Below are 19,864 nucleotides of genomic sequence, written 5' to 3' on the forward strand. Positions count from 1 at the left end.
GCATCGATCTGGTGCTGGCATCCACATCGCGCTACCGGCATGAGCTGCTGGCGCGCCTCGGCCTGCCATTCCGTGCGTTGGCCCCTGATGTCGACGAAGCCCCGCAGGTCGGCGAAACACCCGTCGTCCTGGCCGCGCGCCTGGCGGAAGCAAAAGCCCGCGCAGTCGCTGCGAACTGCCCGGACGCGCTGGTCATCGGCAGCGACCAGGTCGCCGACCTCGACGGAAGCGCGATCGGCAAACCCGGCTCTCCGGACGCCGCCCGCGCCCAGCTCGCCGCGTGTTCCGACCGCAGCGTGGTCTTCCGCACCGCGATCTGCCTGATCGACACGCGTGCCCGCCCACCACGGGCGCATGCCGAAATCGACCTCACGCGCGTCGTTTTCCGCCGTCTGGACGCCGAAACGATCGCCCGCTATGTCGCTGCCGAGCAGCCGCTCGACTGCGCCGGCAGCTTCAAGGCCGAAGGACTCGGCATCGCGCTGTTCGAACGCATCGAGACCGCAGATCCGACCGCGCTGATCGGGCTGCCGCTGATCGCACTGGCGCGGCTGCTGCGCGCGGCCGGCGTGGCGTTGCCGTAACCCGTGCCCGAAGCGCGATGGGGCGCGCGTTCACCGACCAGCGCGCGTCGCTACACTGCCGGCTCCGGCATGCCTTGCGTTGCACGGCCAAGCACCCAGATCGAACGTCATGATCGAATCGCCGAAAGCCGCCCTTCCAACCGAACTGCGCGATCCGCTGGCGCGCGCGATCGCCCAGGTCAACACCGTGGTACTCGGCAAGCGCCGCGAGGTCCGCCTCGCGTTCGTCTGCCTGCTCGCCGGCGGCCATCTGCTGATCGAGGACCTGCCCGGCGTCGGCAAGACCACGCTCGCGCATGCGCTCGCGGCCACGCTCGGGCTCGGCTTCCAGCGGGTGCAGTTCACCTCGGACCTGCTGCCGTCGGACATCATCGGTGTCGGCATCTACGAACGCGAGGCGAACCGCTTCCGCTTCCACCCCGGTCCGCTGTTCACGCAATTGCTGCTCGCCGATGAGATCAACCGCGCGATGCCGAAGACGCAGAGCGCGCTGCTCGAGGCGATGGCCGAGGAGCAGGTGACCGTCGACGGCACCACGCACCGGCTGGCGCCGCCGTTCTTCGTGGTCGCGACGCAAAATCCGCTCGACCTCGCGGGCACCTGGCCGCTGCCCGATTCGCAGCTCGACCGCTTCATGCTGCGCATGAGCCTTGGCTACCCGGACCGTGACGCCGAGCGCGCGATGCTCGGCGCGGCCGACCGCCGCGGCGTCATCGAGGCGCTTTCGCCGTGCCTGACACCGGAACAGATCATCGAGCTGCGCCACGCCTGCACCGCGGTATTCGCAAGCCCGGCCCTGATCGACTATGTGCAGGCATTATTGGCCGCCAGCCGCACGCATGCGGAAATCCGCGTCGGCCTGTCGCCACGCGCCGGTCTCGCACTGCTCGCGGCGGCGCGCGCGCATGCGCTGCTCGCCGGGCGCCCGCATTGCGTGCCCGAGGACGTGCAGGCGGTGTTCCCGTTCGTCGCCAGCCATCGCCTGACTCCGGGTGCCGGCGCGCGCGTGGATCGCGACAAGCTGGCGCTGCAATTGCTCGAGTCGACGCCGGTGCGGTGAGCCGATGTCCGCGTCGATCGCCGGGCTGCGCACGCGTGTCCTCGCCGCGGCCGAACGCCGCCTCCCCGCGCTGACCCGCCTGCGCCGCACGGAACCGCTGCCGATCCGGCTCGACCGCCGCCGCATCTATGTGCTGCCGACGCGCTTCGGTCTCGGCTTCGCCGCGTTGCTGTTCGTGATGCTGCTCGGCGCGTTGAACTACGGCAACAACCCGGCATTGCTCTTGACCTGCCTGCTCGGCGCGGCCGCGGGCGCGAGCGTGTTCTTCGGCTTTCGCATCCTGAGCGGCCTTTCGCTGCAACGGCTGCGCGCCGACGAGACGCATGCGGGCGAGCCACTGCGGCTGCATCTGTGCTTCACGCCCGGCGCGCGTGTACGCCCCAGCCTGCGCCTGCGCCGCGGTGACACCGAAACCGCGTTCGCAGTGCAGGCGAATGTGGATTGTGACGCCGCCCTGAGCGTGCCAGACACCCGGCGCGGCTGGTTCCGGCCCGGCCGGATTCGTGTCTGGACCGAGTACCCGCTCGGGCTGTTCCAGTTGTGGAGCTGGCTGCATCCGGACAGCGAATTCCTCATCTATCCGGCGCGCGAAACGCCGCCGCCACCGCTGCCTTCCGGCGACGGTCGCCTCGGCGAGCAGCTGAATGCCGGCGCCAGCGAGGAGCATGCCGGGCTGCGCGACTATCACCCGACCGATGCCTCGCGACTGATCGCGTGGAAGGCCTCGGTGCGCCACGACAGCCTGCTGGTCCGCGACGTCGAACGTCGCTCGGGTGAGGCGCTGACGCTCGATTACGCCGGCCTGCGCGGCCTCGACACCGAAGCGCGTATCCGCCGGCTCACCGCGTGGGTGCTCATCGCGGAATCCGCGCAGCGCAGCTACACCTTGCGCCTTCCGAACGAGACCATCGGCCCCGGCCTCGGCGCGTCGCAACGCCGCGAGTGCCTGCGCGCGCTTGCGTTGCTGCCGGCGGATGGCGCGCATGACTGAGCGCCTCGACGATCGCCAGTTCGCGATACTGACCGCAACTGTCGCGGCGACGCTGGCGACGCACCTCGGTCACCTGCCGATCTGGCTGGCCGCATCGCTCGCGATCCTGCTGCCGCTGCGCGCATGGACGCGACGGCGCGGCGCGGCCGCCGTCGGCGCCTGGATCCGGTTGCCACTGACCGCGCTGCTTTTCGTACTGGTGATCACGAACTTCGGCAACGTGTTCGGTCGCGAACCCGGCAGCGTGCTCGGCTGCGGCCTGCTCGCGCTGAAGCTGCTGGAGACCGAGAAGGTGCGCGACGCGCGCGTTGCACTCGGCTTCGCGGCATTCGTGCTGATGTCGGCATTACTGTTTGCGCAGAGCCTGTTGTTCACGCTGCTGATCTGCGCCGTGCTCGTGCTGTTGCTCGCCGCGCTGGTCGCGCTGCAGCCGGCGCCGATCGCGCCGTCGCAACCTTGGCGTGCGCCGCTGCGGCTCGCCGCGCTGCTGCTCGGCGCCGGCCTGCCACTCGCCGCTGCCGCGTTCGTGCTGGTACCGCGACTCGGCTCGCCGCTGTGGGGTTCGCCCGGCAACGACACGCTCGCGCGCACCGGGCTCAGCGAACGCATGGCGCCGGGCGACCTCACGCAATTGCTGATCGATGACTCGCCGGCGTTTCGCGTCGACTTCGATGGAGCCGTACCGCCGCCGCAGCAGCGCTACTTCCGCGCGATCGTGCTCTGGGATTTCGACGGCACCAACTGGACGCGCGGCCGCTTGCACGACTACGGACCACCCGAAGCGCTCAAAGACGCCGGCGCGCCGATCGACTACACGATCACGCTCGAGCCGACCGATCGTCGCTGGCTGCCCGCGCTGGACCTGCCGCTGGGTGCGCCCGCGACCACCCGACTCGGCGCCGACCGCACCCTGATCGCGAACGCGCAGGTCGTGCAGCCGCGCCAGTACCACGTGCAGTCCGCCCCCGCCTACACGCTGGCGCCGACGCTCAGTACTGCGCAGCGCACCCGCGCGCTGGCGTTGCCGGACGCCTTCGACCCGCGCTCGCGTGCGCTGGCCGGGCGCTGGCGCGCCGAGGGCCGCGACGACGATGCGGTCGTCCATGCAACGCTCGAGCTGTTCCACGCCAGCTTCACCTACACGCTGAGTCCACCGCTGCTCGGTCGCGACTCGGTCGACGATTTCCTGTTCGACACCCAACGCGGCTTCTGCGAGCACTATTCGTCCGCGTTCGTGTTCCTGATGCGCGCAGCCGGCATCCCCGCACGCGTGGTTACCGGCTACCAGGGCGGCTGGTGGAGCGCGGCGAACCGTTACCTGCTGGTGCGCCAGTCCGATGCGCATGCCTGGGCCGAGGTGTGGATGACGGGTCTTGGCTGGCAGCGTGTCGATCCGACCGCAGCAGTCAGTCCGGCGCGCATCGAACGCGGAGCGGCGGCTGCGAACGGCAGCGCCGGCTGGGCGCAATCGGACTGGCTGCGCGGGCTACGCAACCAGCTCGACTTCGCGAACCGGCTCTGGACCGAAGGCATCATCGGCTTCGATGCGCTGCGCCAGAAAGGCCTGCTGACACCGTTCGGCGTCACCGACGCGAATCCGGGCGACCTGCTGCTCATGCTGTCCGCGGCGCTCGGCATCGCGATGCTGATCGCGGCAGCCTGGGCGATGTGGGGCAGCCCGCGTCGCCACGGCGACGCGCTCGATCAGGCATGGGCGCGGCTCGGCACGCGGCTCGCGCGCGCCGGTATCGCGCCGCTCCCGAGCGAAGGCCCATTCGATCTGCGGCAACGCGCGCATGCCGCGGCACCGGCCTTGTCCGCGATGCTCGACCCATTGATCGAGGACTACGTCAGCCTGCGTTACGGCATCGGTGAACCGGCACCTGAACGGATTGCCGCATTCACCGTGGCGGTGCGTAAACTTCGTGTGCCCCAGCGCGTACAAACATCATGATGGCGCAACGAATGGGCATTCAGCCACGTCCCGGTATCATGCGGACTTGGCAGGTATCCGCCGATTGACAGAGGTTTCCGATGAGCAAGCAATACGCGATCGTTCTCCTTGCGGCTGGCCTCGCATCCTGCGCGACCGTACCGACGCCGCTGCAGGGCCAGTTCTCGGCGGCGATGCCGCGTGACACGGCGAATGCCGGCAGCGGCCAGACCGTGCGCTGGGGCGGCGAGATCATCAAGGTCGAGCCCAAGACGGATGCGACCTGCTTCGAGATCCTCGCGCGCCAACTCGACGACAGCGCGCGCCCACGCTCGAGTGACGCCAGTGGCGGACGCTTCATCGCCTGCCGCAATGGCTTCTATGACCCGGAGGAATTCCAGCGCGGTCGCGATCTGACCATCGTCGGCCGCGTCACCGGTACCGACCGCGGCAAGGTCGGCGAATTCGACTACAGCTATCCGCATGTCGCCGCCGACGCGATCTATCTTTGGCCGAAACGGCCGCTGTATGTGCGGACGCCGTACTACGACCCCTGGATGTACGGTTTTGGCCCGTACTGGGGTTACGGCCCGTACTGGGGGCCGTACTGGGGCGGTGGGACCGTGATCATCCGCGAGCGCCCGAACACCCCGCCGAATCCAAAGCCGACCGGCCACTGAAACCCGGCGCTGGCCGGTTCAGCCGGGCGGCCACTGCATGACACGGCCACCGAGCAGGTGCAGATGCAGGTGGAACACGGTCTGGCCGCCGTCGCGGTTGCAGTTCATCACGCAACGATAGCCATTCTCGGCGAGACCTTGCGCCTTCGCATAGCGCGTTGCCGCGAGCACGAGCTTGCCGACGCTGAGCGAATCGGCGTCGGTCAGGTCGTTCAAGGTCGCGATCGGCGTCTTCGGCACGAACAGCACATGCACCGGCGCCTGCGGGTTGATGTCGCGGAACGCGAGTACGGCTTCGTCCTCGTAGACGATGTCTGCGGGAATCTCGCGGCGGATGATCTTGGCGAACAGCGTGTCGGTCATTGAGCGGCGAATCGGGAATGGAGAATCGGGAATGGTAGAGCAGGTTTCCCCAATTCCCAATTCTCCATTCCCAATTCCCGGCCCTAAAGCGTCTGGCGCCCGCCGAACGCGTGCGCGAGCGTACCGCGATCGATGAACTCCAATTCGCCGCCGAGCGGCACGCCATGCGCGAGCCGGCTCGCACGAATGCCAGCCGCCCGCGCGAGCTGCGCAAGCAGATGCGCGGTTGCCTCGCCTTCGACAGTCGGGTTGGTCGCGACGATGAGCTCCTGCACCTCGCCTTCGGCCAGCCGCTGCGCGAGCAGGTCGAGGCCGAGTTCCTTCGGTCCGAGCCCGTCCAGCGGCGACAAGCGCCCGAGCAGCACGAAATAGTGACCGCGGAAACCGGTCGCCTGCTCGATCGCGAGCTGATCGACCGGTGTCTCGACGACACAGAGCAGGCTGCGGTCGCGCGAAGGATTCGCGCACAGCGCACAGATCGGCTCTTCGCTGAACGTGCGGCAGCGCGTGCAGTTGCCGATGCGCTCGACCGCGGCAGCGAGCCGCTCGGCCAGTTTCCTCGCTCCGGCACGGTCGCGTTCGAGCACATGGAAAGCCATGCGCTGCGCGGTCTTCGCGCCGACGCCGGGCAGGCAGCGCAGCGCGTCGATCAGGTCGGCGAGGAGTGGCGAACCGGAACTCACGTCAGAATGGGAGCTTCAATCCGGCCGGCAGGTTCATGCCCGCGGTCAGGCCACCGAGCTTTTCCTGACTCAGCGCGGCGATCTTGTTGACCGCGTCATTCACCGCCGCTGCGACCAGATCCTCGGCCATCTCCGGATCGTCGGCGAACAGCTTGCGGTCGATCGTCACGCGACGTACCTCGTGACGGCCGCTCATCAGCACGCTAACCAGACCGCCACCGGCCTGACCGGTGACTTCGGCCTGCGCAATCTCCTCCTGCGCGCGCTTCATGTCTTCCTGCATGCGCTGCGCCTGCTGCATCAATCCGGCAAGTGGACCCTTCATGGCGACTCCATGTTTCAGTTTTTTGAGAAGTGCGGCCAAGGATGGCCGCTGGTAGATCTTCCGAACTCTGAACGTCCGCAAGCCACGCGGCCGTCCAGATCACAGCGATCCCGGAAGGATCGCTCAAGTTTGAAAAGTGCGGCCATGGATGGCCGCCGGTAGATCTTCCGAAGCCTGAACTTCTGCTAGCTTTGCGGCCGTCCAGATCGCGGCGATCCTGGAAGGATCGCTCAAGTATCCGCCGGGCGCACGCTCTCTGGAATCACGCGTGCGCCGAAGGTGTCGATCAGGGATTGCACGAGCGGATCGCCATGCACCGCATCCGCGGCGGCCTGCCGGCGCGAGTTGTCGGCGCGCGCGCGCTGCTCCGCAGGGCTTTCCGAGCCGCCGGTGTCGCGCTCGAATTTCACCTTGACCTCACGGCCGAGCGCCGCACCGAGGCGCTGTTCGAGCTGCGCGACCATCGGCCCGACCGCGAGATGCTCGTGCGCCGGCTTCAGCGCGAGCCGCACCAGCCGTTCCTCGATCGCCACCAGGCTCGCGTGCCGCGCAAGCTGACCAACCGGGCCGCGCAGCTCGGCGCGTTCAATCAGGTCGGACCAATCGTTCGTCGAATGGGGGGCGCTGGCGGTCCTGGGGACGCTTGTGTCGGCGACACGCGACGGCTCCGATGCGGAGGGCCGAGCGCCGACCGCTGGGGGCTGAGGGCTGGACACCGCAGCACGCGTGGATGCCGGCGTCGCACGCGCGGCATTCGGCGTCGCCGCGACCGACGGTGTACGCGATGGCGTGACGCCGGCTGGAGCAAAGGCGAGCATGCGCAGCAGCGCCATTTCGAAACCGACGCGCGGCGTCGGTGCCAGCGGCAGGTCGCGCCGGCCGGTCACCGCCATCTGGTACCAGAGCTGCACGTCCTCGGCACCGACGCGACCGCTCAGCGCGAGCAGCTCCGCATCATCCTCGCCGGCTGCAGCCGGAATCAGCTGCAGCAACTGGATGCAGTGCAGCAGGCCGGCCAGTTCGTCGAGCACCTGCGCGAAATCCGGCGCGAAGCTTGCGATGCGCTCGATCTCATCGAGCAGCGCCGCCCCGTCACCGTTCGCGAGGACATCGAGCAGCACGCGTACCTTGGCGCGCTCGACGGTACCGAGCATCGCATGCACCTCGCCCGCGTGCAGCGCGCCGCCGCCGTGTGCGATCGCCTGGTCGAGCAGCGAGAGTCCGTCGCGCAGCGAGCCGTCCGCCGCGCGTGCGAGCACGTCAATGCCCTCCGCATCGAACGCAATGCCCTCGGCGCGGAGGATGTGCTGCATCTGGCCGGTGATCTGCTCCGGCGTCAGGCGCTTCAGGTTGAACTTGATGCAGCGCGACAGCACCGTGACCGGCAGTTTCTGCGGATCGGTCGTCGCAAGCAGGAACTTGACGTGCGGCGGTGGCTCCTCGAGCGTCTTCAGCAGCGCGTTGAACGCGCTCTTCGAGAGCATGTGCACTTCGTCGATCAGGTAGACCTTGTGGCGGCCACGGGTCGGCGCGTACATCGCGTTGTCGATCAGCTCGCGCACGTTGTCGATGCCGGTGTTGCTGGCCGCGTCGATCTCGAGCAGGTCGACGAACCGGCCTGCGTCGATCTCGACGCACGCGCTGCATTCGCCGCAGGGGTTCGAGGTCGGGCCCTTCTCGCAATTCAGCGACTTGGCGAAGATGCGCGCGATCGTGGTCTTGCCGACGCCGCGCGTGCCGGTGAACAGGAACGCATGGTGTAGCCGCCCGCTGTCGAGCGCGTGGGTGAGCGCGCGCACGACGTGCTCCTGCCCGACCAGTTCGGAAAAGCGGCGCGGACGCCATTTGCGCGCGAGGGCTTGGTACGACATCGGAGATCCGCGTATGCAGGGCTGGATTGTAGCAAGCGGGATGTTAGCCGACTGGAGGTCCGGCGCCTCGCCGGGAAGCGTTCCGCTTGTATGCGGAGGGTGCGCCTAGTATCCTCCGCGGCCCGCAATGCGGGCGCGACATGAGGTGAGGCAGGATGCCGATCGGCGATCGCTCCATGGACGGATCGGATCGCAAGGTTTCAAATGCGGAGAGGTGTCCGAGCGGTTGAAGGAGCACGCCTGGAAAGTGTGTAAACGGGTCAAACCGTTTCGCGGGTTCGAATCCCGCCCTCTCCGCCAGTTTCGAAAAGGTAGCAAGCATCACGTCTGATCGCAGCTTCGTCGAAGCTGAAAGGGCGGGATGCGAACCCGCGAAATAGGTAAACCGGGTTCGACAAATTCGTCTGGAACGAATTTGTACAGCGAAGCTGCCCGCAGGGCGAGGCACAGGATGTGCCGAGTACATCCCGCCATCCAAGTTTATGGCGGCTCCGTCGGTTCTCCCGCGACGATAGCTTGCAAACCCCGCCAGGTCCGGAAGGAAGCAACGGTAGTGAGTGATTCGGGCGCCGGGATGTAGCTGGCGGAGCTGCCACCCTCCAAAGCCTTAGAGCAGTCCTCAAGCAGCCCTCCCTTGGCCGGCCCGGCCGCCCACGGCCGGTCGATCGGCCATGCGCGCAATGCCCGATGGCGTTGCGTGAGCACGGCGCCTCGCTCGCCAGACCGAAAGGAAGCGACGGAAGGCGATTCGGGTGCCGCCAAAATGCGACGGGCCACCCGGCATCCGTCATCGCAGATACGCGAAGACAATTACTGCGAAACGGATCGCTTATTTCATTATTTCCAATGTCACCCGTTTCCAGTATGGTCCAGCGCGGTCGATAGACGTCATCGCGCAACGGTCGCCCCTGCCCGCTCGCGAAACAATCGGACGATTCGACACCGTCGCGGCGCCGCATCTCCGGTTCCCCGGATGCATGCAGCGTCGAACACTGCCAGGCAAAGGGGGGATACCGTGGGACTGTTCAGCAACTGGTTCAAAGGCAAGCCCGCCCAGCAGACGCCGCCGGCACAAACCGTGCTGAGCGCAGTCCAGCCACCCACCCGCTCCATCAAGTACGACGCGAGTCTGGTCGCCAAGCTGAAGAGCGACCACGGCGAGCTGGTCGAGCTTTACGGCACGCTTGGCAAGGATGCGCAAGCGGGCCGCTAGCCGGTATCCCGAACAGTCTGCTCTCGTTCAAGACGCGTCTCGAGGCTCATCTGCTGACCGAGAACGTGCATTTCTACGTCTACCTCGAACAATCGTTCAGGGGCGACGAAGAGAACAAGGCGCTCATCCACGACTTCCGACGCGAGATGAACGGCATCGCGCGCGGCGTCGTCGAATTCGTGCGTCGCTACCAGCAGGCTCCGGTAAGCGCAGACAACTGCGCCGCATTCCTCAAGGAATACGAGGCCGTAGGCAAGCTGCTGGTGATGCGGATCGAGCGCGAGGAAGGCAATCTGTATCCGCTGTACCAGGCCTAGGACTGCGCGACCACGCAACCGGACCCCGCGCGATCCGGTCGACGGCATCACGACAACGCGATCGCCGTCGGCTTGGTCTCGAGAGCGGTGCGCCGCTTCAGCCAAGCGCGGTCACCTTCTCGTACACGATGCCAAGCCGAGCGGATAGTCAGTCGGAAGCGGGCCCGACGGGCGTATTGTCCGGATGCAACCACCCCGACTCGCCGTCGGCGTAGTGCTCGTTCTTCCAGATCGGCACGCGCCGCTTCACCTCGTCGATGATCCAGCGGCAGGCCGCGAACGCGGCGTCGCGGTGGTCGGCGCTGACACCGACCCAGACTGCCATGTCGCCGATTGCGAGCGCGCCCACACGGTGGATGCAACGCGCCTCGCGCACGCGAAAACGCGCAAGCACCTCGGCGAGGACCGACTCGCCTTCATGCTCGGCCAGCGGCGCGTATGCCTGGTAGTCGAGCCGCTGCACCGCGCGTCCATCATTGTGGTCGCGCACCCAGCCCTCGAAGCTGACGTACGCGCCAGCGGCCGTGTGATCGAGCGCGCTGCGTTCGCTGGCGATATCGATCGCCGTATCGCTGAGTCGGAAACGTCTCATCCGCCGGACACCGGCGGCAGGAATACCACTTCGTCGCGATCCGCAAGCGCATGGTCCCAGCCGACGAACGCGCCGTTCACGGCGACGCGCAGGCGCTCCACGGCGAACGCAAAGCCGTGCGCATTTGCGACCTCCGCGTACAGCTCACGCGGCGTACGTGCAGCACTGTCGCACGTTTCCTCCGCGCGACCGGCGCGGTCGGCGAGGCTCGCGAAATACAGCAGCCGGTAGTTCATGTCACCACCTTGCCCTGCCGCACGCGGCGCTTGCCGCCGCTCTTCTCGACCAGATGCAGATGATCGATAACGATCTCGTGCGACAGCGCCTTGCACATGTCGTAGACCGTCAACGCGGCAACACTGGCGCCGGTCAGCGCTTCCATCTCGACGCCGGTCTTGTGCGTGATCGCGACCGTGCAGCGGATCACGAGCTCGGTCTCCGACTCGAAGCCGATCTCGATACGGCAGTTCTCGACCGGCAGCGGATGGCAGAACGGGATCAGCTCATGCGTACGCTTCACCGCCATCGTGCCGGCGATGATCGCGGTGTCGATGATCGGCCCTTTCGCGGAGCGCAGATCCTGTGTGCGCAGCGTCTTGGCGATGTCCCATGGGAATCGCACGCGGACCTCGGCTGCGGCTTCCCGGCGGGTCGCCGGCTTCGCGCCGACGTCGACCATGCGTGGCCTGCCGTCTGCATCGAGATGGCTGAGCAGAACGTTCTCCTGCTCGTCATTCCGGCGCAAGCCGGAATCCATTGAAAGCAAACCGGACCCCGGCCTTCGCCGGGGTGACGGCTTGTTCTGCGAAATCCTTGGCGCGCGCTTCGTCAAATCATCCTCCGATCGCGTACATCTCGACATGTTCGCGCGATACCGGCGTCGCTTCGCTGCGGATTTCGCTGTAGCGGTCGTCGCGCGCGTTCCATACCGCGCGGATCAGGCCGGATAGCTCCGCATCGCTCGCGCCCGCGCGCAACGGGCCGCGCAGGTCGTGTCCGGAATTCGCGAACAGGCAGGTGTAGAGCTTGCCGTCCGCGGACAGACGCGCGCGCGTGCAGTCGCCACAGAACGGCTCGGTCACCGAACTGATGAAGCCGATCTCGCCCGCGCCATCGGCGAACGCATAGCGCCTCGCGACCTCGCCACCATAGTTCGGCTCGAGTTCCACCAGCGGCCAGCGCGCAGCAATGCGCGTGCGCAACTCGGCACTCGGCACGACCAGATCGCGGCGCCAGTCGTTGCAGGTGCCGACATCCATGTATTCGATGAAGCGCACGACGTGGCCGCTGCTGCCGCGGAAATGTTCGACGAGGTCGAGCACGTGACCATCATTGGTGCCGCGCATCACGACACAGTTGATCTTGAGCGGCGCGAAACCGGCGCGTTCGGCGGCCGTGATCGCGGCGAGCACCGTCCCGATGTCGCCGCGACCGCCGGACATCACGCGGAAGGTTTCCGGATCGAGCGTGTCCACGCTCAGTGTGATGCGTTTCAGGCCGGCCTCTCGCAGGGCACCGGCCTGCTCCGCGAGCAGGTTGCCATTCGTGGTCAGCGCGATGTCGTCGATGCCGGGCACTGCGGCGAGCTTGCGCACGAGTTCGGGCAGGTCGCGGCGCAGCAACGGCTCACCGCCGGTCAGGCGCAGCTTGTGCACGCCGAGGCTCGCGAACAGCGTCGCCAGGCGCTCGATCTCCTCGAAACGCAGACGCTCGGCCTTGCTCAGGAATTCATGGTCGCGCGGATACTGGTCTTCCGGCATGCAGTACGGGCAACGGAAGTTGCAGCGATCGACGACCGAGATGCGCAGGTCCGAAAGCACTCGCCCGCGCTGGTCGCGCGGCGGCCCGAGTTCGAGCTTGAGGGGAATCGCAGCGCCCATCTCAACCCACCTTGGCCGGCGCCGGCATCGGCACCCGCGGCGTCGCCAACGCGGCCACGTCGCCGCGCCGCGCGACGCGATAGCCGCGCGCTTCCATCGTCGCCGCATCGGCTTCGTTGGCGTAGTGGTACAGCATCAGGCGGCTCCGCATTTCGGCGGGATACTCGCGTGCCAGATCGTCGAGACCGGTGTGCGAGGGATTGCCGACGAGTGCGCAATCGTGCGCGACGAGCTCTCCATGCGCAGCATACTCGCCCAGCATCTCCGGTACTGGCCGGGTGTCGCCGGTCCAGACGACGCTGCCCTCCAACGCGATGCCGAATGACGTGTTCGGCGCGTGGTGCCGCGTCGCGAACACGTCGAACCAGAGCCCGTCGCACCAGAACCCGCGCGAGACCGGAATCAGCCGGAACGCATCCCAGAAATTCGCACCGCCTTCGGCGAGCACTTCGGGATAGTCGGCGACACGCGCCTGCAACAGCGGCACCAGTGCCGCGTGCGCATAGATGCGTACGGCACCACGCAATTCGGAGTCGAAATAGATCCGGTAGAACAAGCGCTCGAGGCCGCCGACATGATCCATGTGCGTGTGCGTGATGTAGATCGCATGCGGAGGTCCGGCATAGCGGTCCAGGTACGCGGACAGCGCCTCGGCGCCGCAATCGATCATCAAGAGCGGCGAGCCGTCCTGCTCGAGCACACCGCAGGCCGAGCCGAGCTCCGGTGCCTGGGCGCTACCGACGCCGAGAAAGCGCAGGGCGAGATTCACGACAACGCTCCATCCACATGCGCGGCCGGTGGATCCTGCGACAGGGCGGAATGATAGGCCGCCAGCAGCGGATGCCAGAACTGCGCATCGAAATCGCCGACTCGACGCGCGCCGAGCTTTTCGAACGAGCGGCGCAGGCGCGCGATATTCGCCTGCTGCCAGGCGAGCTTCGGCTTGCGCATGCGGCCGCGGTCGAAATCGATCAGCCAGACCGCGTCGGCGACGTCGACGAGGATATTGTGCGCGTTGAGATCGGCGTGCCAGACGCCGGACGCGTGGAACCGCGCGATCGTGCGACCGACGCGAAGAGCGAGCGCCAGTCCGAGCGCACCCACGGCGAGGCGCTCGGCCAGCGTGTGCGAGGATTCGATACGGCGCGTCATCAGATCGGCACGGTAGTACAGGCCGTCGCGCACGTAGCGTGCGACAACCGGCGCGGGCACGGGCAAACCGGCACCGGCGAGTTTCGCCAGCAGATGGAATTCGCGGAACGCGCGCGTGCGCGCGGCGCCGGTCCACAGATAACGGTCGGCGCTGATGCGCGCGGCGAAACCGCCGCGATGGTAATGACGCAGCGCGCACTCGCCCGCCGGCGTGTCGACGAACGCGACGCCGCCGCGGCCACCGCTAGGCACGGCCGCGGCAGCGCCTGATGCGCGCGCGCGATCGAACCAGGCATCATCCGGTGCGATGCCGAGCGCGCGGTCGAACACGATCGCGCCGGTTGCCGTCGATTGAACTTGCGCCTCGATCATGCGTCTGCCAAGTTGCGTTTTCGCGGGGCGCACACACTTCCGCCCACACCCACCCCAGATGGTAGCAAGCGTCGCATGGATCAAGCTCCAATACCCGGAACGGAACCCGGCTCGCTTTGCCTGTTGCGCACCTCGGCGATCGGCGACGTCACCCACGTCGTGCCTCTGCTGCGCACCGTGCAGCGCCATTGGCCGCGGACGCAGCTGACCTGGCTGATCGGCAAGCTCGAACACCGGCTCGTCGGTGATCTGCCCGGCGTCGAGTTCATCGTGTTCGACAAGCACGCCGGGCGTGCCGGCTTCCGCAGCGTACGCGAGAAGCTCGCCGGCCGCCGTTTCGATGCGCTGCTGCACATGCAGGTCGCGCTGCGCTCGAATCTGCTCAGCCTCGCAGTGAAGGCGCCGCTGCGGATCGGCTACGACCGCGCCCGATCCAAGGACCTGCACGGATTATTCGTGAACTGTCGCATTCCGGCACGCCGCGGCGATCATGTGCTCGACGCGATGGCGAGCTTCCTGGAACCGCTCGGCTTGAAGCAGACCGAGGTGCGCTGGGACATCCCGATTCCTGACGAGGCGCACGCGTTCGCACGGATGCACCTGCGCGACGACACGCCGACCCTGCTGGTCAGCCCGGTGTCCAGCCACCGCCTGCGCAACTGGCGGCCGGAGCGCTATGCAGCGGTGATGGATCACGCCGCGCTCGCGCTTGGCTGGCGCGTCGCGCTGTGCGGCGGCCCGAGCGCGTTCGAGCGTGAATTCGGCGACGCGATCCTCGCGCACACGAAGACGCGCCCGCTCGACCTGATCGGCAAGGACACGCTGAAACAACTGCTCGCGCTGCTGCAACGCGCGAGTCTGGTGCTTTGCCCGGATTCGGGTCCGATGCACATGGCCAATGCGGTCGGCACGGCGGTGCTCGGCCTGCACGCAGCGAGCAATCCGGCGCGCTCTGGCCCGTATTCCGATCGCCAATGGTGCGTCGACCGCTACGACGAGGCCGCGCGCAAGTTCCGCAGAAAACCGGCCGAGGCGCTGCCGTGGGGCACCAAGCTCGAACATCGCGGCGTGATGGACCTCATCGAGGTCGACGACGTCATCGAGCGCCTTGAGGCGTTCGCGGCCGCCCATGGCGACCGCATGGTGCTCCGCGCGGAGTCGCCTCAGCGGTAGTTCTCGTAGGACTTTTCCTCGACCAGGGTCGAACCCAGCTTTTCGTTGATCGCGCGCTTGATAGCGGCGCGTTCATCGTTGCGGATGTAGACCGAGCGAGCGAGTTCGATGAACTCCGCGTCGAACGCCTTCGCCTTTTCCTTGACGCGGATGCGGTCCTCGATGTCCCACAACGCCTCGTTGACCGCACGCAACTGCGCGCGCTCGGTCGTGATGTCGGTTTGCGAGGCCGGATGCGCGCCCCAGGTCGTGTTCAGCAGGTCCAGCTCGGTGCGCACGTTCGCGCGCTTGGCCGGATCGCCGATGCGTTCGGATTTGATCTCGAGGATCGTGATCTTGTCGATCAGTTCCCCGAAGGAAACCGGGGTGGAAATCGTGCTCATGCTGGATTGGCCCGGGAAGGGAAAGCGCCGGCGGCGGGGGGCCCAGTTTAACGGGACTGCGCGCCATCTTGTCTCGCGGACGTTCACCCCGTATCATGCGCGGCCCACTTCGGAGAGGTGGCAGAGTGGTCGACCGATTCGCCGGGAGCGAATCGGGACAGCCGCAGGCTGGCCCTGCAGCGCACAGCGCGGAGGGTGAGTCCCACGGATCGGATGAACAATACGCCGGTGCGCGCGACACTCCGTGTCGCCGGCAGATTTCTGGAGAGGTGGCAGAGTGGTCGAATGCGCCGGATTCGAAATCCGGTTTACGGTTATGCCGTAACGTGGGTTCGAATCCCACCCTCTCCGCCACGCAGTTGGCCTATCGAAGACCCGGTCTCTGTAGAACCCCAAAAGCGCGCCAAATGGCGCGCTTTTGCGTTGTGGCGCCGGACTCCTGGTCAGAGTTTTCAAGCCAATAGGCCGATTCAGGCGACGAGTCTCGCGGGCGAGGAATGCGGAGTCCGGAGTTGCCAAATCGAATTCGCTTGCCGAACGAGGGGTTTTGCCCGACTGCGCGCCCACCGCGCAGGCTCTACGCGGACGTGATGCCGAACTGCCGGCGCTGCTCAGCCCAGTCGATCGGGGGCGGATCGAGCAGTTGCCGGACCGTGAGACCAACCGGCTGATGACCATCGAGGATGCGCTGCATCCACAGCGGCAAGTTGGCGCCATCTGAGCAACGCATTTGCGAGGTGGTGGCCGCGCGACATCCCCTGGATTTCTCTTGCTGTCGAGTCCGGCTCTGAAATTCCTGTTCGTTCGCCCTTCGACGTGCATTGACTACGTCGAAAGGCTTTCGACTCTTCAGGGAGACGTGTCATGCGTTACGGATTCGGCGTCAAATGCATTCTTGGCCTGCTGTTGGTTGCGCTAGGGGCGAGTTCCTCCGCGCACGCCTATTCGGTGTTTTGTGTTGGCAACGCGCCGCAGCTCAACTTCGCTCTGCAGCACGCGCTGTTCGCATCCGACACCACGGTGATTGAGCTGGTGCAGGGCACCTACAACCTCAACGGAACCTTGCTGACAACCGCGTCAGCGAGCGACGCCGGGGTTCAACTCAACGCCGTGAAGCTGCTGGGCGGTTACGACAGTACGTGCGCAAATCGCACTCTGAATCCGGAAAACACCGTGTTCGACGGAGGCGGCCTGTTCGGCAATCTGGATATGCAAGGCAGCCTGACGATCGAGGGCATCCGCTTCCAGAATTTCAACGCCAGCACCGAGTTCTATGTGCGGATGGCACATATCGACAACACGTCCACGACCGTGCGAAACAACCATTTTGCCGGCACCGGGTTGCGTGTTCTTTATCTTTGTTCAGACGACGGTTCCGTTGACGTCACCAATAACCTCATCTCGCGCTCTCCGGTCAACGGGTTGTGGCTGACTTCAGCCTGCCACAGCTTGCTTACCGGAACGCTGCACACTACGAACGGCCTTCGGATTGTATTTGTCACCAGCAATACCGTAGTGGATTCGGCGGGACGGGGCGTGATTATGCAGTTCGGCGAGCCAGTCCCACCGGGGGTCACTCCGCCTGTCGGCGAGGGGGGGCTGACCAACAATATCGTATGGGGCAGCGCCGGGCAGGACGTGTACTTGCAAACCGGCGATCTCGATCACAACAACGACCCTAGCTCCGATATTTTCATAGACAACATCTATGGCTCGCTCTTTGGCAGCGAAATCAGCAACTCTTCCGGTTCGATGAACATTGATCCGCAATTCGTCAATCCTGGTGCGATGCCCGACGGTGATTTCCGCCTGCAAAGCAGCTCCCCGGCGATCAACAGCGCATTCGCGTTTGACGGCCTCACGAGCACGGACCTCGACGGCAATCCGCGCGTGATCGGTTCCGCGCCGGATCGCGGCGCCTATGAGTCGAACGTCAACGATATCGCGTCGACCACCCTGATCGTCACCAACGCCCACGACAGCGGCGAAGGTTCCCTGCGCCAGGCGATCATCGACGCGAACGCCTCCGGTGGTACGCACTACATCGAGTTCAACATCGACAGTAGCGGTTGCCCGTTCGTGATCAATCTGGCGAGCGATCTGCCGAATATCACCGTGCCCACATTGAGCATCAATGGATTCACCCAGCCCGGATCGAAGAGGAATACGGTCAGCAACGGCGACAGCGCGATCCGTTGCATCGTACTCAACGGCCAGAGCCGGCCAAACAGCACGGGCTTGCTGTTTTACGGTGCGCGCAGTGGGTTCTACCAGGTGCAGGGCCTGGCTTTCGAGGGCTTCACATCCGCCGCGTTGAATCTTTCCGCCGGCCAGAACAATCTCGTCTGGGGCAACCAGTTCGGCGGCCAGTTGCGCGGCGCAAGCAACCTGCACTTGAGCCCGAATGCGATCGACATCTGGCTCTATGGCGCCAATACAACGTCGCAGATCGGCGGCACGGATCCCGGCAGCCGCAACATCATCGCCGGCGCCAGTGGCAGCGATCTGAACTATGGCGGTCGCGGCATCGCGCTACCGAACTACGGCAGCGCTTCATCAACCGGCAACTCGATCATCAACAATCTGATCGGACTGGACTATCGGGAATCGACGAGCGGCGGCAAAGCGGTCGGCGTGCAGATCGAAACGGCCGGCAACAGCGTCCTCAACAACGTCATCGGCAACAGCAATAACGGCATCCAGGTGCGGGGCGCCAGTACATCCGGTAACGTAATTCAGAACAACCGAATCGGCCTGACCGAGCCGTTCTGCTCGCCAGCGCTTCCGCCACTCACGGGCTGCATCTGGTTCGACGGCACTTCGGCGCCGAACCAGGCAGGCATCTATTTCTGGCAGGGTGCGCACGACAATCGCGTGCTGGGCAACACGATTACCAACAACACGCTATTCGGTATCGAGCTGACCAACGACGGCACCTATCGCAACCAGATTGCATCGAACAGCATTTACGCCAATCCCGCAGTTTGGGCTGGGTTCATCGGCAATCACCACACGCGTCACCGCGCGCAGATCAATCTGGATGGGTTCAAGTACGGCTACAACAACCCCGATTCGACGGCCCCCAATCGCGGCTTGAACTATCCAGTCATCCAAAGCGCCAATGGTGGCCCGCTCAGCGGAACGATCACAGGCTATCTGTCGTCCAGCAACGACAGCTACGCCATCGAGGTCTTTTCGACGCCGACGTGCGAAGCAGGTGGTGCTGTGGCACATACTCCGAAAGGTGCGACGACCATAGCGAACGGGCTACCAACATTGGGTGCTAACGGTGTTGGAACCTTCTCGTTCGCGTTCACTTCGCCGCCGGGGCTCAATCTGGCCGGCCGCTACATCACGGCGACTGCCACGGACAGCCATGGCAACACATCGCCGTTCTCCCACTGCGTCGCCTACCAGTGCGTCAATCCGATCAAGGGAGGAGGCTGTCAGTGAATACTCCGAAGCGGCCGCTCGCGAGCGGCCGCTTCGGGCCGGAAGCCGCTCAGCTACTGCTGAAAAAAAAGTTGCGGCTTTCCTGTTCCCTTCCCTGGAGACGGGTTCTCACTGATCTGCGCACACCGCCACGCAGTTAGCCGATCGGAGACCCAGTCTCTGAAGAACCCCAAAAGCGCGCCACATGGCTCGCTTTTGCGTTGTGGCGCCGGACTCCCGTCTAGAGTTTTCGAGCCAATGGACCGATTCAGGCGAGGCGTCTCTCGGGCCCGGATTGCGGAGTCCGGAGTCGCCGAGTCGAATTCGCTGGCCGAACGAGGGGTTTTGCCCGACTGCGCGCCTGCCGCGCAGGCTCTACGCGCGCCGGTTCGCTGCAGCGGCTGGGATAAGACAAGCGTAAAGTGACGCCAGTCCCATGAGGGAGAGCGCGATGGTTCTTTGCCCTGTTGCAATTGCGGTTGGCTGCAAGCGCTGCCCAGTCTTCAACGTCTGCCCAGTGAAAGGAATTATCGGCGACTACCGGCCGCCGGATGAGTCCGGTCAAACTGCACAGGACAGGCAGAAAGCTGCCACGGGAGCCGAGAAAAAGCAGTGAGCTGTTGAAGGCTGCGGCATCGACATCGGTCGCGCTACCCGCTCCGCCGAAGAGCGCCAGGTGCAAGGGGGATTCATACTTCGCCGATCAGCTGGCTGTACCGCCCACGTCAGGCCGAGTGCAGTTGCGCGGCGGGAATTGCCGCGTGGAATGTGCTCGACGGTCGAGCATCTGGTCGAGATCGCCGGGATGTCCGGCGTAGCGTTCGATTGGCTGGCGACGGGGCGCGGTCCTGTCGCGCTCG

Annotated in this window: 21 protein-coding genes, 2 tRNA genes and 1 other RNA gene; 12 read left to right on the forward strand and 12 right to left on the reverse strand. The window is 65.8% G+C overall.

What is annotated here, in order from left to right; all coding sequences use genetic code 11:
• The first annotated feature begins 2 nt into the window (after nucleotides 1-2).
• From ABD002_RS14535 to ABD002_RS14555, 5 genes are all read left to right on the forward strand, one after another.
• Nucleotides 3-584 (forward strand): Maf family protein, encoded by a 582-nt coding sequence (locus ABD002_RS14535; protein WP_343793274.1) that lies wholly within the window; start codon nucleotides 3-5, stop codon nucleotides 582-584.
• A gap of 109 nt (nucleotides 585-693) precedes the next feature.
• Nucleotides 694-1,644, forward strand: coding sequence for an AAA family ATPase (locus tag ABD002_RS14540; protein ID WP_343792354.1), 951 nt, complete (start codon nucleotides 694-696; stop codon nucleotides 1,642-1,644).
• A gap of 4 nt (nucleotides 1,645-1,648) precedes the next feature.
• The gene (locus tag ABD002_RS14545) at nucleotides 1,649-2,635 is read left to right on the forward strand and encodes a DUF58 domain-containing protein (protein WP_343792356.1); all 987 of its coding nucleotides are present in this window, start codon (nucleotides 1,649-1,651) and stop codon (nucleotides 2,633-2,635) included.
• Entirely contained in the window at nucleotides 2,628-4,589 is a 1,962-nt protein-coding gene (locus ABD002_RS14550) for a transglutaminase TgpA family protein (protein WP_343792358.1), read from the forward strand. Before ABD002_RS14545 ends, ABD002_RS14550 begins: the two co-directional genes overlap by 8 nt.
• Before the next feature lie 80 nt (nucleotides 4,590-4,669).
• Nucleotides 4,670-5,248, forward strand: a complete 579-nt coding sequence (locus tag ABD002_RS14555; protein WP_343792360.1) for a Slp family lipoprotein — start codon at nucleotides 4,670-4,672, stop codon at nucleotides 5,246-5,248.
• Nucleotides 5,249-5,266: 18 nt separating this feature from the next.
• On the opposite strand, the gene ABD002_RS14560 is transcribed toward ABD002_RS14555, so the two are convergent.
• The 4 genes from ABD002_RS14560 to dnaX all read right to left on the reverse strand — a co-directional run bounded on the left by ABD002_RS14560 (nucleotide 5,267) and on the right by dnaX (nucleotide 8,490).
• Nucleotides 5,267-5,611, reverse strand: coding sequence for a histidine triad nucleotide-binding protein (locus ABD002_RS14560; RefSeq protein ID WP_343792362.1), 345 nt, complete (start codon nucleotides 5,609-5,611; stop codon nucleotides 5,267-5,269).
• A gap of 83 nt (nucleotides 5,612-5,694) precedes the next feature.
• Complete coding sequence (gene recR / locus ABD002_RS14565) at nucleotides 5,695-6,294, reverse strand: recombination mediator RecR (protein WP_343792364.1); 600 nt, start codon at nucleotides 6,292-6,294, stop codon at nucleotides 5,695-5,697.
• A 1-nt stretch (nucleotide 6,295) separates the two neighbouring features.
• Nucleotides 6,296-6,619: a YbaB/EbfC family nucleoid-associated protein gene (locus ABD002_RS14570; RefSeq protein ID WP_343792366.1), complete on the reverse strand. Its 324-nt coding sequence runs from the start codon at nucleotides 6,617-6,619 to the stop codon at nucleotides 6,296-6,298.
• A 230-nt stretch (nucleotides 6,620-6,849) separates the two neighbouring features.
• A complete protein-coding gene (gene dnaX, locus ABD002_RS14575) occupies nucleotides 6,850-8,490 on the reverse strand; it encodes a DNA polymerase III subunit gamma/tau (protein WP_343792368.1) in 1,641 nt (546 codons plus the stop codon).
• A gap of 208 nt (nucleotides 8,491-8,698) precedes the next feature.
• Here dnaX and ABD002_RS14580 point away from each other — a divergent pair.
• The 4 genes from ABD002_RS14580 to ABD002_RS14595 all read left to right on the forward strand — a co-directional run bounded on the left by ABD002_RS14580 (nucleotide 8,699) and on the right by ABD002_RS14595 (nucleotide 10,020).
• Nucleotides 8,699-8,790, forward strand: a tRNA-Ser gene (locus ABD002_RS14580).
• A gap of 192 nt (nucleotides 8,791-8,982) precedes the next feature.
• An RNA gene (gene ffs / locus ABD002_RS14585) (signal recognition particle sRNA small type) lies at nucleotides 8,983-9,079 on the forward strand.
• Nucleotides 9,080-9,505: 426 nt separating this feature from the next.
• Complete coding sequence (locus tag ABD002_RS14590; RefSeq protein ID WP_343792370.1) at nucleotides 9,506-9,703, forward strand: hypothetical protein; 198 nt, start codon at nucleotides 9,506-9,508, stop codon at nucleotides 9,701-9,703.
• Between the two features lie 53 nt (nucleotides 9,704-9,756).
• The gene (locus ABD002_RS14595; RefSeq protein WP_343793276.1) at nucleotides 9,757-10,020 is read left to right on the forward strand and encodes a hypothetical protein; all 264 of its coding nucleotides are present in this window, start codon (nucleotides 9,757-9,759) and stop codon (nucleotides 10,018-10,020) included.
• 148 nt (nucleotides 10,021-10,168) lie between these two features.
• On the opposite strand, the gene ABD002_RS14600 is transcribed toward ABD002_RS14595, so the two are convergent.
• From ABD002_RS14600 to ABD002_RS14625, 6 genes are all read right to left on the reverse strand, one after another.
• Nucleotides 10,169-10,612, reverse strand: coding sequence for a molybdenum cofactor biosynthesis protein MoaE (locus ABD002_RS14600; RefSeq protein ID WP_343792372.1), 444 nt, complete (start codon nucleotides 10,610-10,612; stop codon nucleotides 10,169-10,171).
• On the reverse strand, nucleotides 10,609-10,848 hold the full coding sequence (locus ABD002_RS14605; protein WP_343792374.1) for a MoaD/ThiS family protein: 240 nt from the start codon (nucleotides 10,846-10,848) through the stop codon (nucleotides 10,609-10,611). The genes ABD002_RS14600 and ABD002_RS14605 overlap by 4 nt, the downstream gene beginning before the upstream one ends.
• On the reverse strand, nucleotides 10,845-11,357 hold the full coding sequence (moaC, locus tag ABD002_RS14610) for a cyclic pyranopterin monophosphate synthase MoaC (RefSeq protein WP_343792376.1): 513 nt from the start codon (nucleotides 11,355-11,357) through the stop codon (nucleotides 10,845-10,847). Before moaC ends, ABD002_RS14605 begins: the two co-directional genes overlap by 4 nt.
• Nucleotides 11,358-11,445: 88 nt before the next feature.
• A complete protein-coding gene (moaA, locus tag ABD002_RS14615) occupies nucleotides 11,446-12,492 on the reverse strand; it encodes a GTP 3',8-cyclase MoaA (RefSeq protein WP_343792378.1) in 1,047 nt (348 codons plus the stop codon).
• Between the two features lies 1 nt (nucleotide 12,493).
• Nucleotides 12,494-13,261, reverse strand: coding sequence for an MBL fold metallo-hydrolase (locus tag ABD002_RS14620; RefSeq protein WP_343792380.1), 768 nt, complete (start codon nucleotides 13,259-13,261; stop codon nucleotides 12,494-12,496).
• Nucleotides 13,258-14,016 (reverse strand): 3-deoxy-D-manno-octulosonic acid kinase, encoded by a 759-nt coding sequence (locus tag ABD002_RS14625; RefSeq protein ID WP_343792382.1) that lies wholly within the window; start codon nucleotides 14,014-14,016, stop codon nucleotides 13,258-13,260. Before ABD002_RS14625 ends, ABD002_RS14620 begins: the two co-directional genes overlap by 4 nt.
• Nucleotides 14,017-14,091: 75 nt before the next feature.
• Here ABD002_RS14625 and ABD002_RS14630 point away from each other — a divergent pair, with 75 nt between their 5' ends.
• Nucleotides 14,092-15,189, forward strand: coding sequence for a glycosyltransferase family 9 protein (locus ABD002_RS14630; RefSeq protein ID WP_343792384.1), 1,098 nt, complete (start codon nucleotides 14,092-14,094; stop codon nucleotides 15,187-15,189).
• Here ABD002_RS14630 and ABD002_RS14635 read toward each other — a convergent pair.
• Entirely contained in the window at nucleotides 15,180-15,572 is a 393-nt protein-coding gene (locus ABD002_RS14635) for a DUF6165 family protein (RefSeq protein WP_343792386.1), read from the reverse strand. The genes ABD002_RS14630 and ABD002_RS14635 overlap by 10 nt on opposite strands.
• Before the next feature lie 263 nt (nucleotides 15,573-15,835).
• On the opposite strand from ABD002_RS14635, the gene ABD002_RS14640 reads away from it, so the two are divergent.
• Nucleotides 15,836-15,926: transfer RNA gene (locus ABD002_RS14640), tRNA-Ser, on the forward strand.
• 223 nt (nucleotides 15,927-16,149) lie between these two features.
• Here the strand turns inward: ABD002_RS14640 and ABD002_RS14645 are convergent.
• On the reverse strand, nucleotides 16,150-16,302 hold the full coding sequence (locus ABD002_RS14645) for a hypothetical protein (RefSeq protein WP_343792388.1): 153 nt from the start codon (nucleotides 16,300-16,302) through the stop codon (nucleotides 16,150-16,152).
• A 134-nt stretch (nucleotides 16,303-16,436) separates the two neighbouring features.
• Between ABD002_RS14645 and ABD002_RS14650 the strand changes: the two genes are divergently transcribed.
• Complete coding sequence (locus ABD002_RS14650) at nucleotides 16,437-19,025, forward strand: choice-of-anchor Q domain-containing protein (protein WP_343792390.1); 2,589 nt, start codon at nucleotides 16,437-16,439, stop codon at nucleotides 19,023-19,025.
• Nucleotides 19,026-19,864 lie beyond the last annotated feature (839 nt).

It is taken from the genome of Dokdonella soli (assembly GCF_039523175.1).
Lineage (GTDB): Bacteria > Pseudomonadota > Gammaproteobacteria > Xanthomonadales > Rhodanobacteraceae > Dokdonella_A > Dokdonella_A soli.

Excerpts from the sequence above, each read along its gene's own strand:
- ABD002_RS14645 (WP_343792388.1), bottom strand. The coding sequence starts at position 16,302 with ATGCGTTGCTCAGATGGCGCCAACTTGCCGCTGTGGATGCAGCGCATC.
- ABD002_RS14560 (WP_343792362.1), bottom strand. The coding sequence starts at position 5,611 with ATGACCGACACGCTGTTCGCCAAGATCATCCGCCGCGAGATTCCCGCA.
- dnaX (WP_343792368.1), bottom strand. The coding sequence starts at position 8,490 with ATGTCGTACCAAGCCCTCGCGCGCAAATGGCGTCCGCGCCGCTTTTCC.
- ABD002_RS14635 (WP_343792386.1), bottom strand. The coding sequence starts at position 15,572 with ATGAGCACGATTTCCACCCCGGTTTCCTTCGGGGAACTGATCGACAAG.
- ABD002_RS14545 (WP_343792356.1), top strand. The coding sequence starts at position 1,649 with ATGTCCGCGTCGATCGCCGGGCTGCGCACGCGTGTCCTCGCCGCGGCC.
- ABD002_RS14550 (WP_343792358.1), top strand. The coding sequence starts at position 2,628 with ATGACTGAGCGCCTCGACGATCGCCAGTTCGCGATACTGACCGCAACT.
- ABD002_RS14540 (WP_343792354.1), top strand. The coding sequence starts at position 694 with ATGATCGAATCGCCGAAAGCCGCCCTTCCAACCGAACTGCGCGATCCG.
- ABD002_RS14600 (WP_343792372.1), bottom strand. The coding sequence starts at position 10,612 with ATGAGACGTTTCCGACTCAGCGATACGGCGATCGATATCGCCAGCGAA.
- ABD002_RS14605 (WP_343792374.1), bottom strand. The coding sequence starts at position 10,848 with ATGAACTACCGGCTGCTGTATTTCGCGAGCCTCGCCGACCGCGCCGGT.
- ABD002_RS14555 (WP_343792360.1), top strand. The coding sequence starts at position 4,670 with ATGAGCAAGCAATACGCGATCGTTCTCCTTGCGGCTGGCCTCGCATCC.
- moaA (WP_343792378.1), bottom strand. The coding sequence starts at position 12,492 with ATGGGCGCTGCGATTCCCCTCAAGCTCGAACTCGGGCCGCCGCGCGAC.
- ABD002_RS14570 (WP_343792366.1), bottom strand. The coding sequence starts at position 6,619 with ATGAAGGGTCCACTTGCCGGATTGATGCAGCAGGCGCAGCGCATGCAG.
- ABD002_RS14630 (WP_343792384.1), top strand. The coding sequence starts at position 14,092 with ATGGATCAAGCTCCAATACCCGGAACGGAACCCGGCTCGCTTTGCCTG.
- ABD002_RS14650 (WP_343792390.1), top strand. The coding sequence starts at position 16,437 with ATGCGTTACGGATTCGGCGTCAAATGCATTCTTGGCCTGCTGTTGGTT.
- ABD002_RS14625 (WP_343792382.1), bottom strand. The coding sequence starts at position 14,016 with ATGATCGAGGCGCAAGTTCAATCGACGGCAACCGGCGCGATCGTGTTC.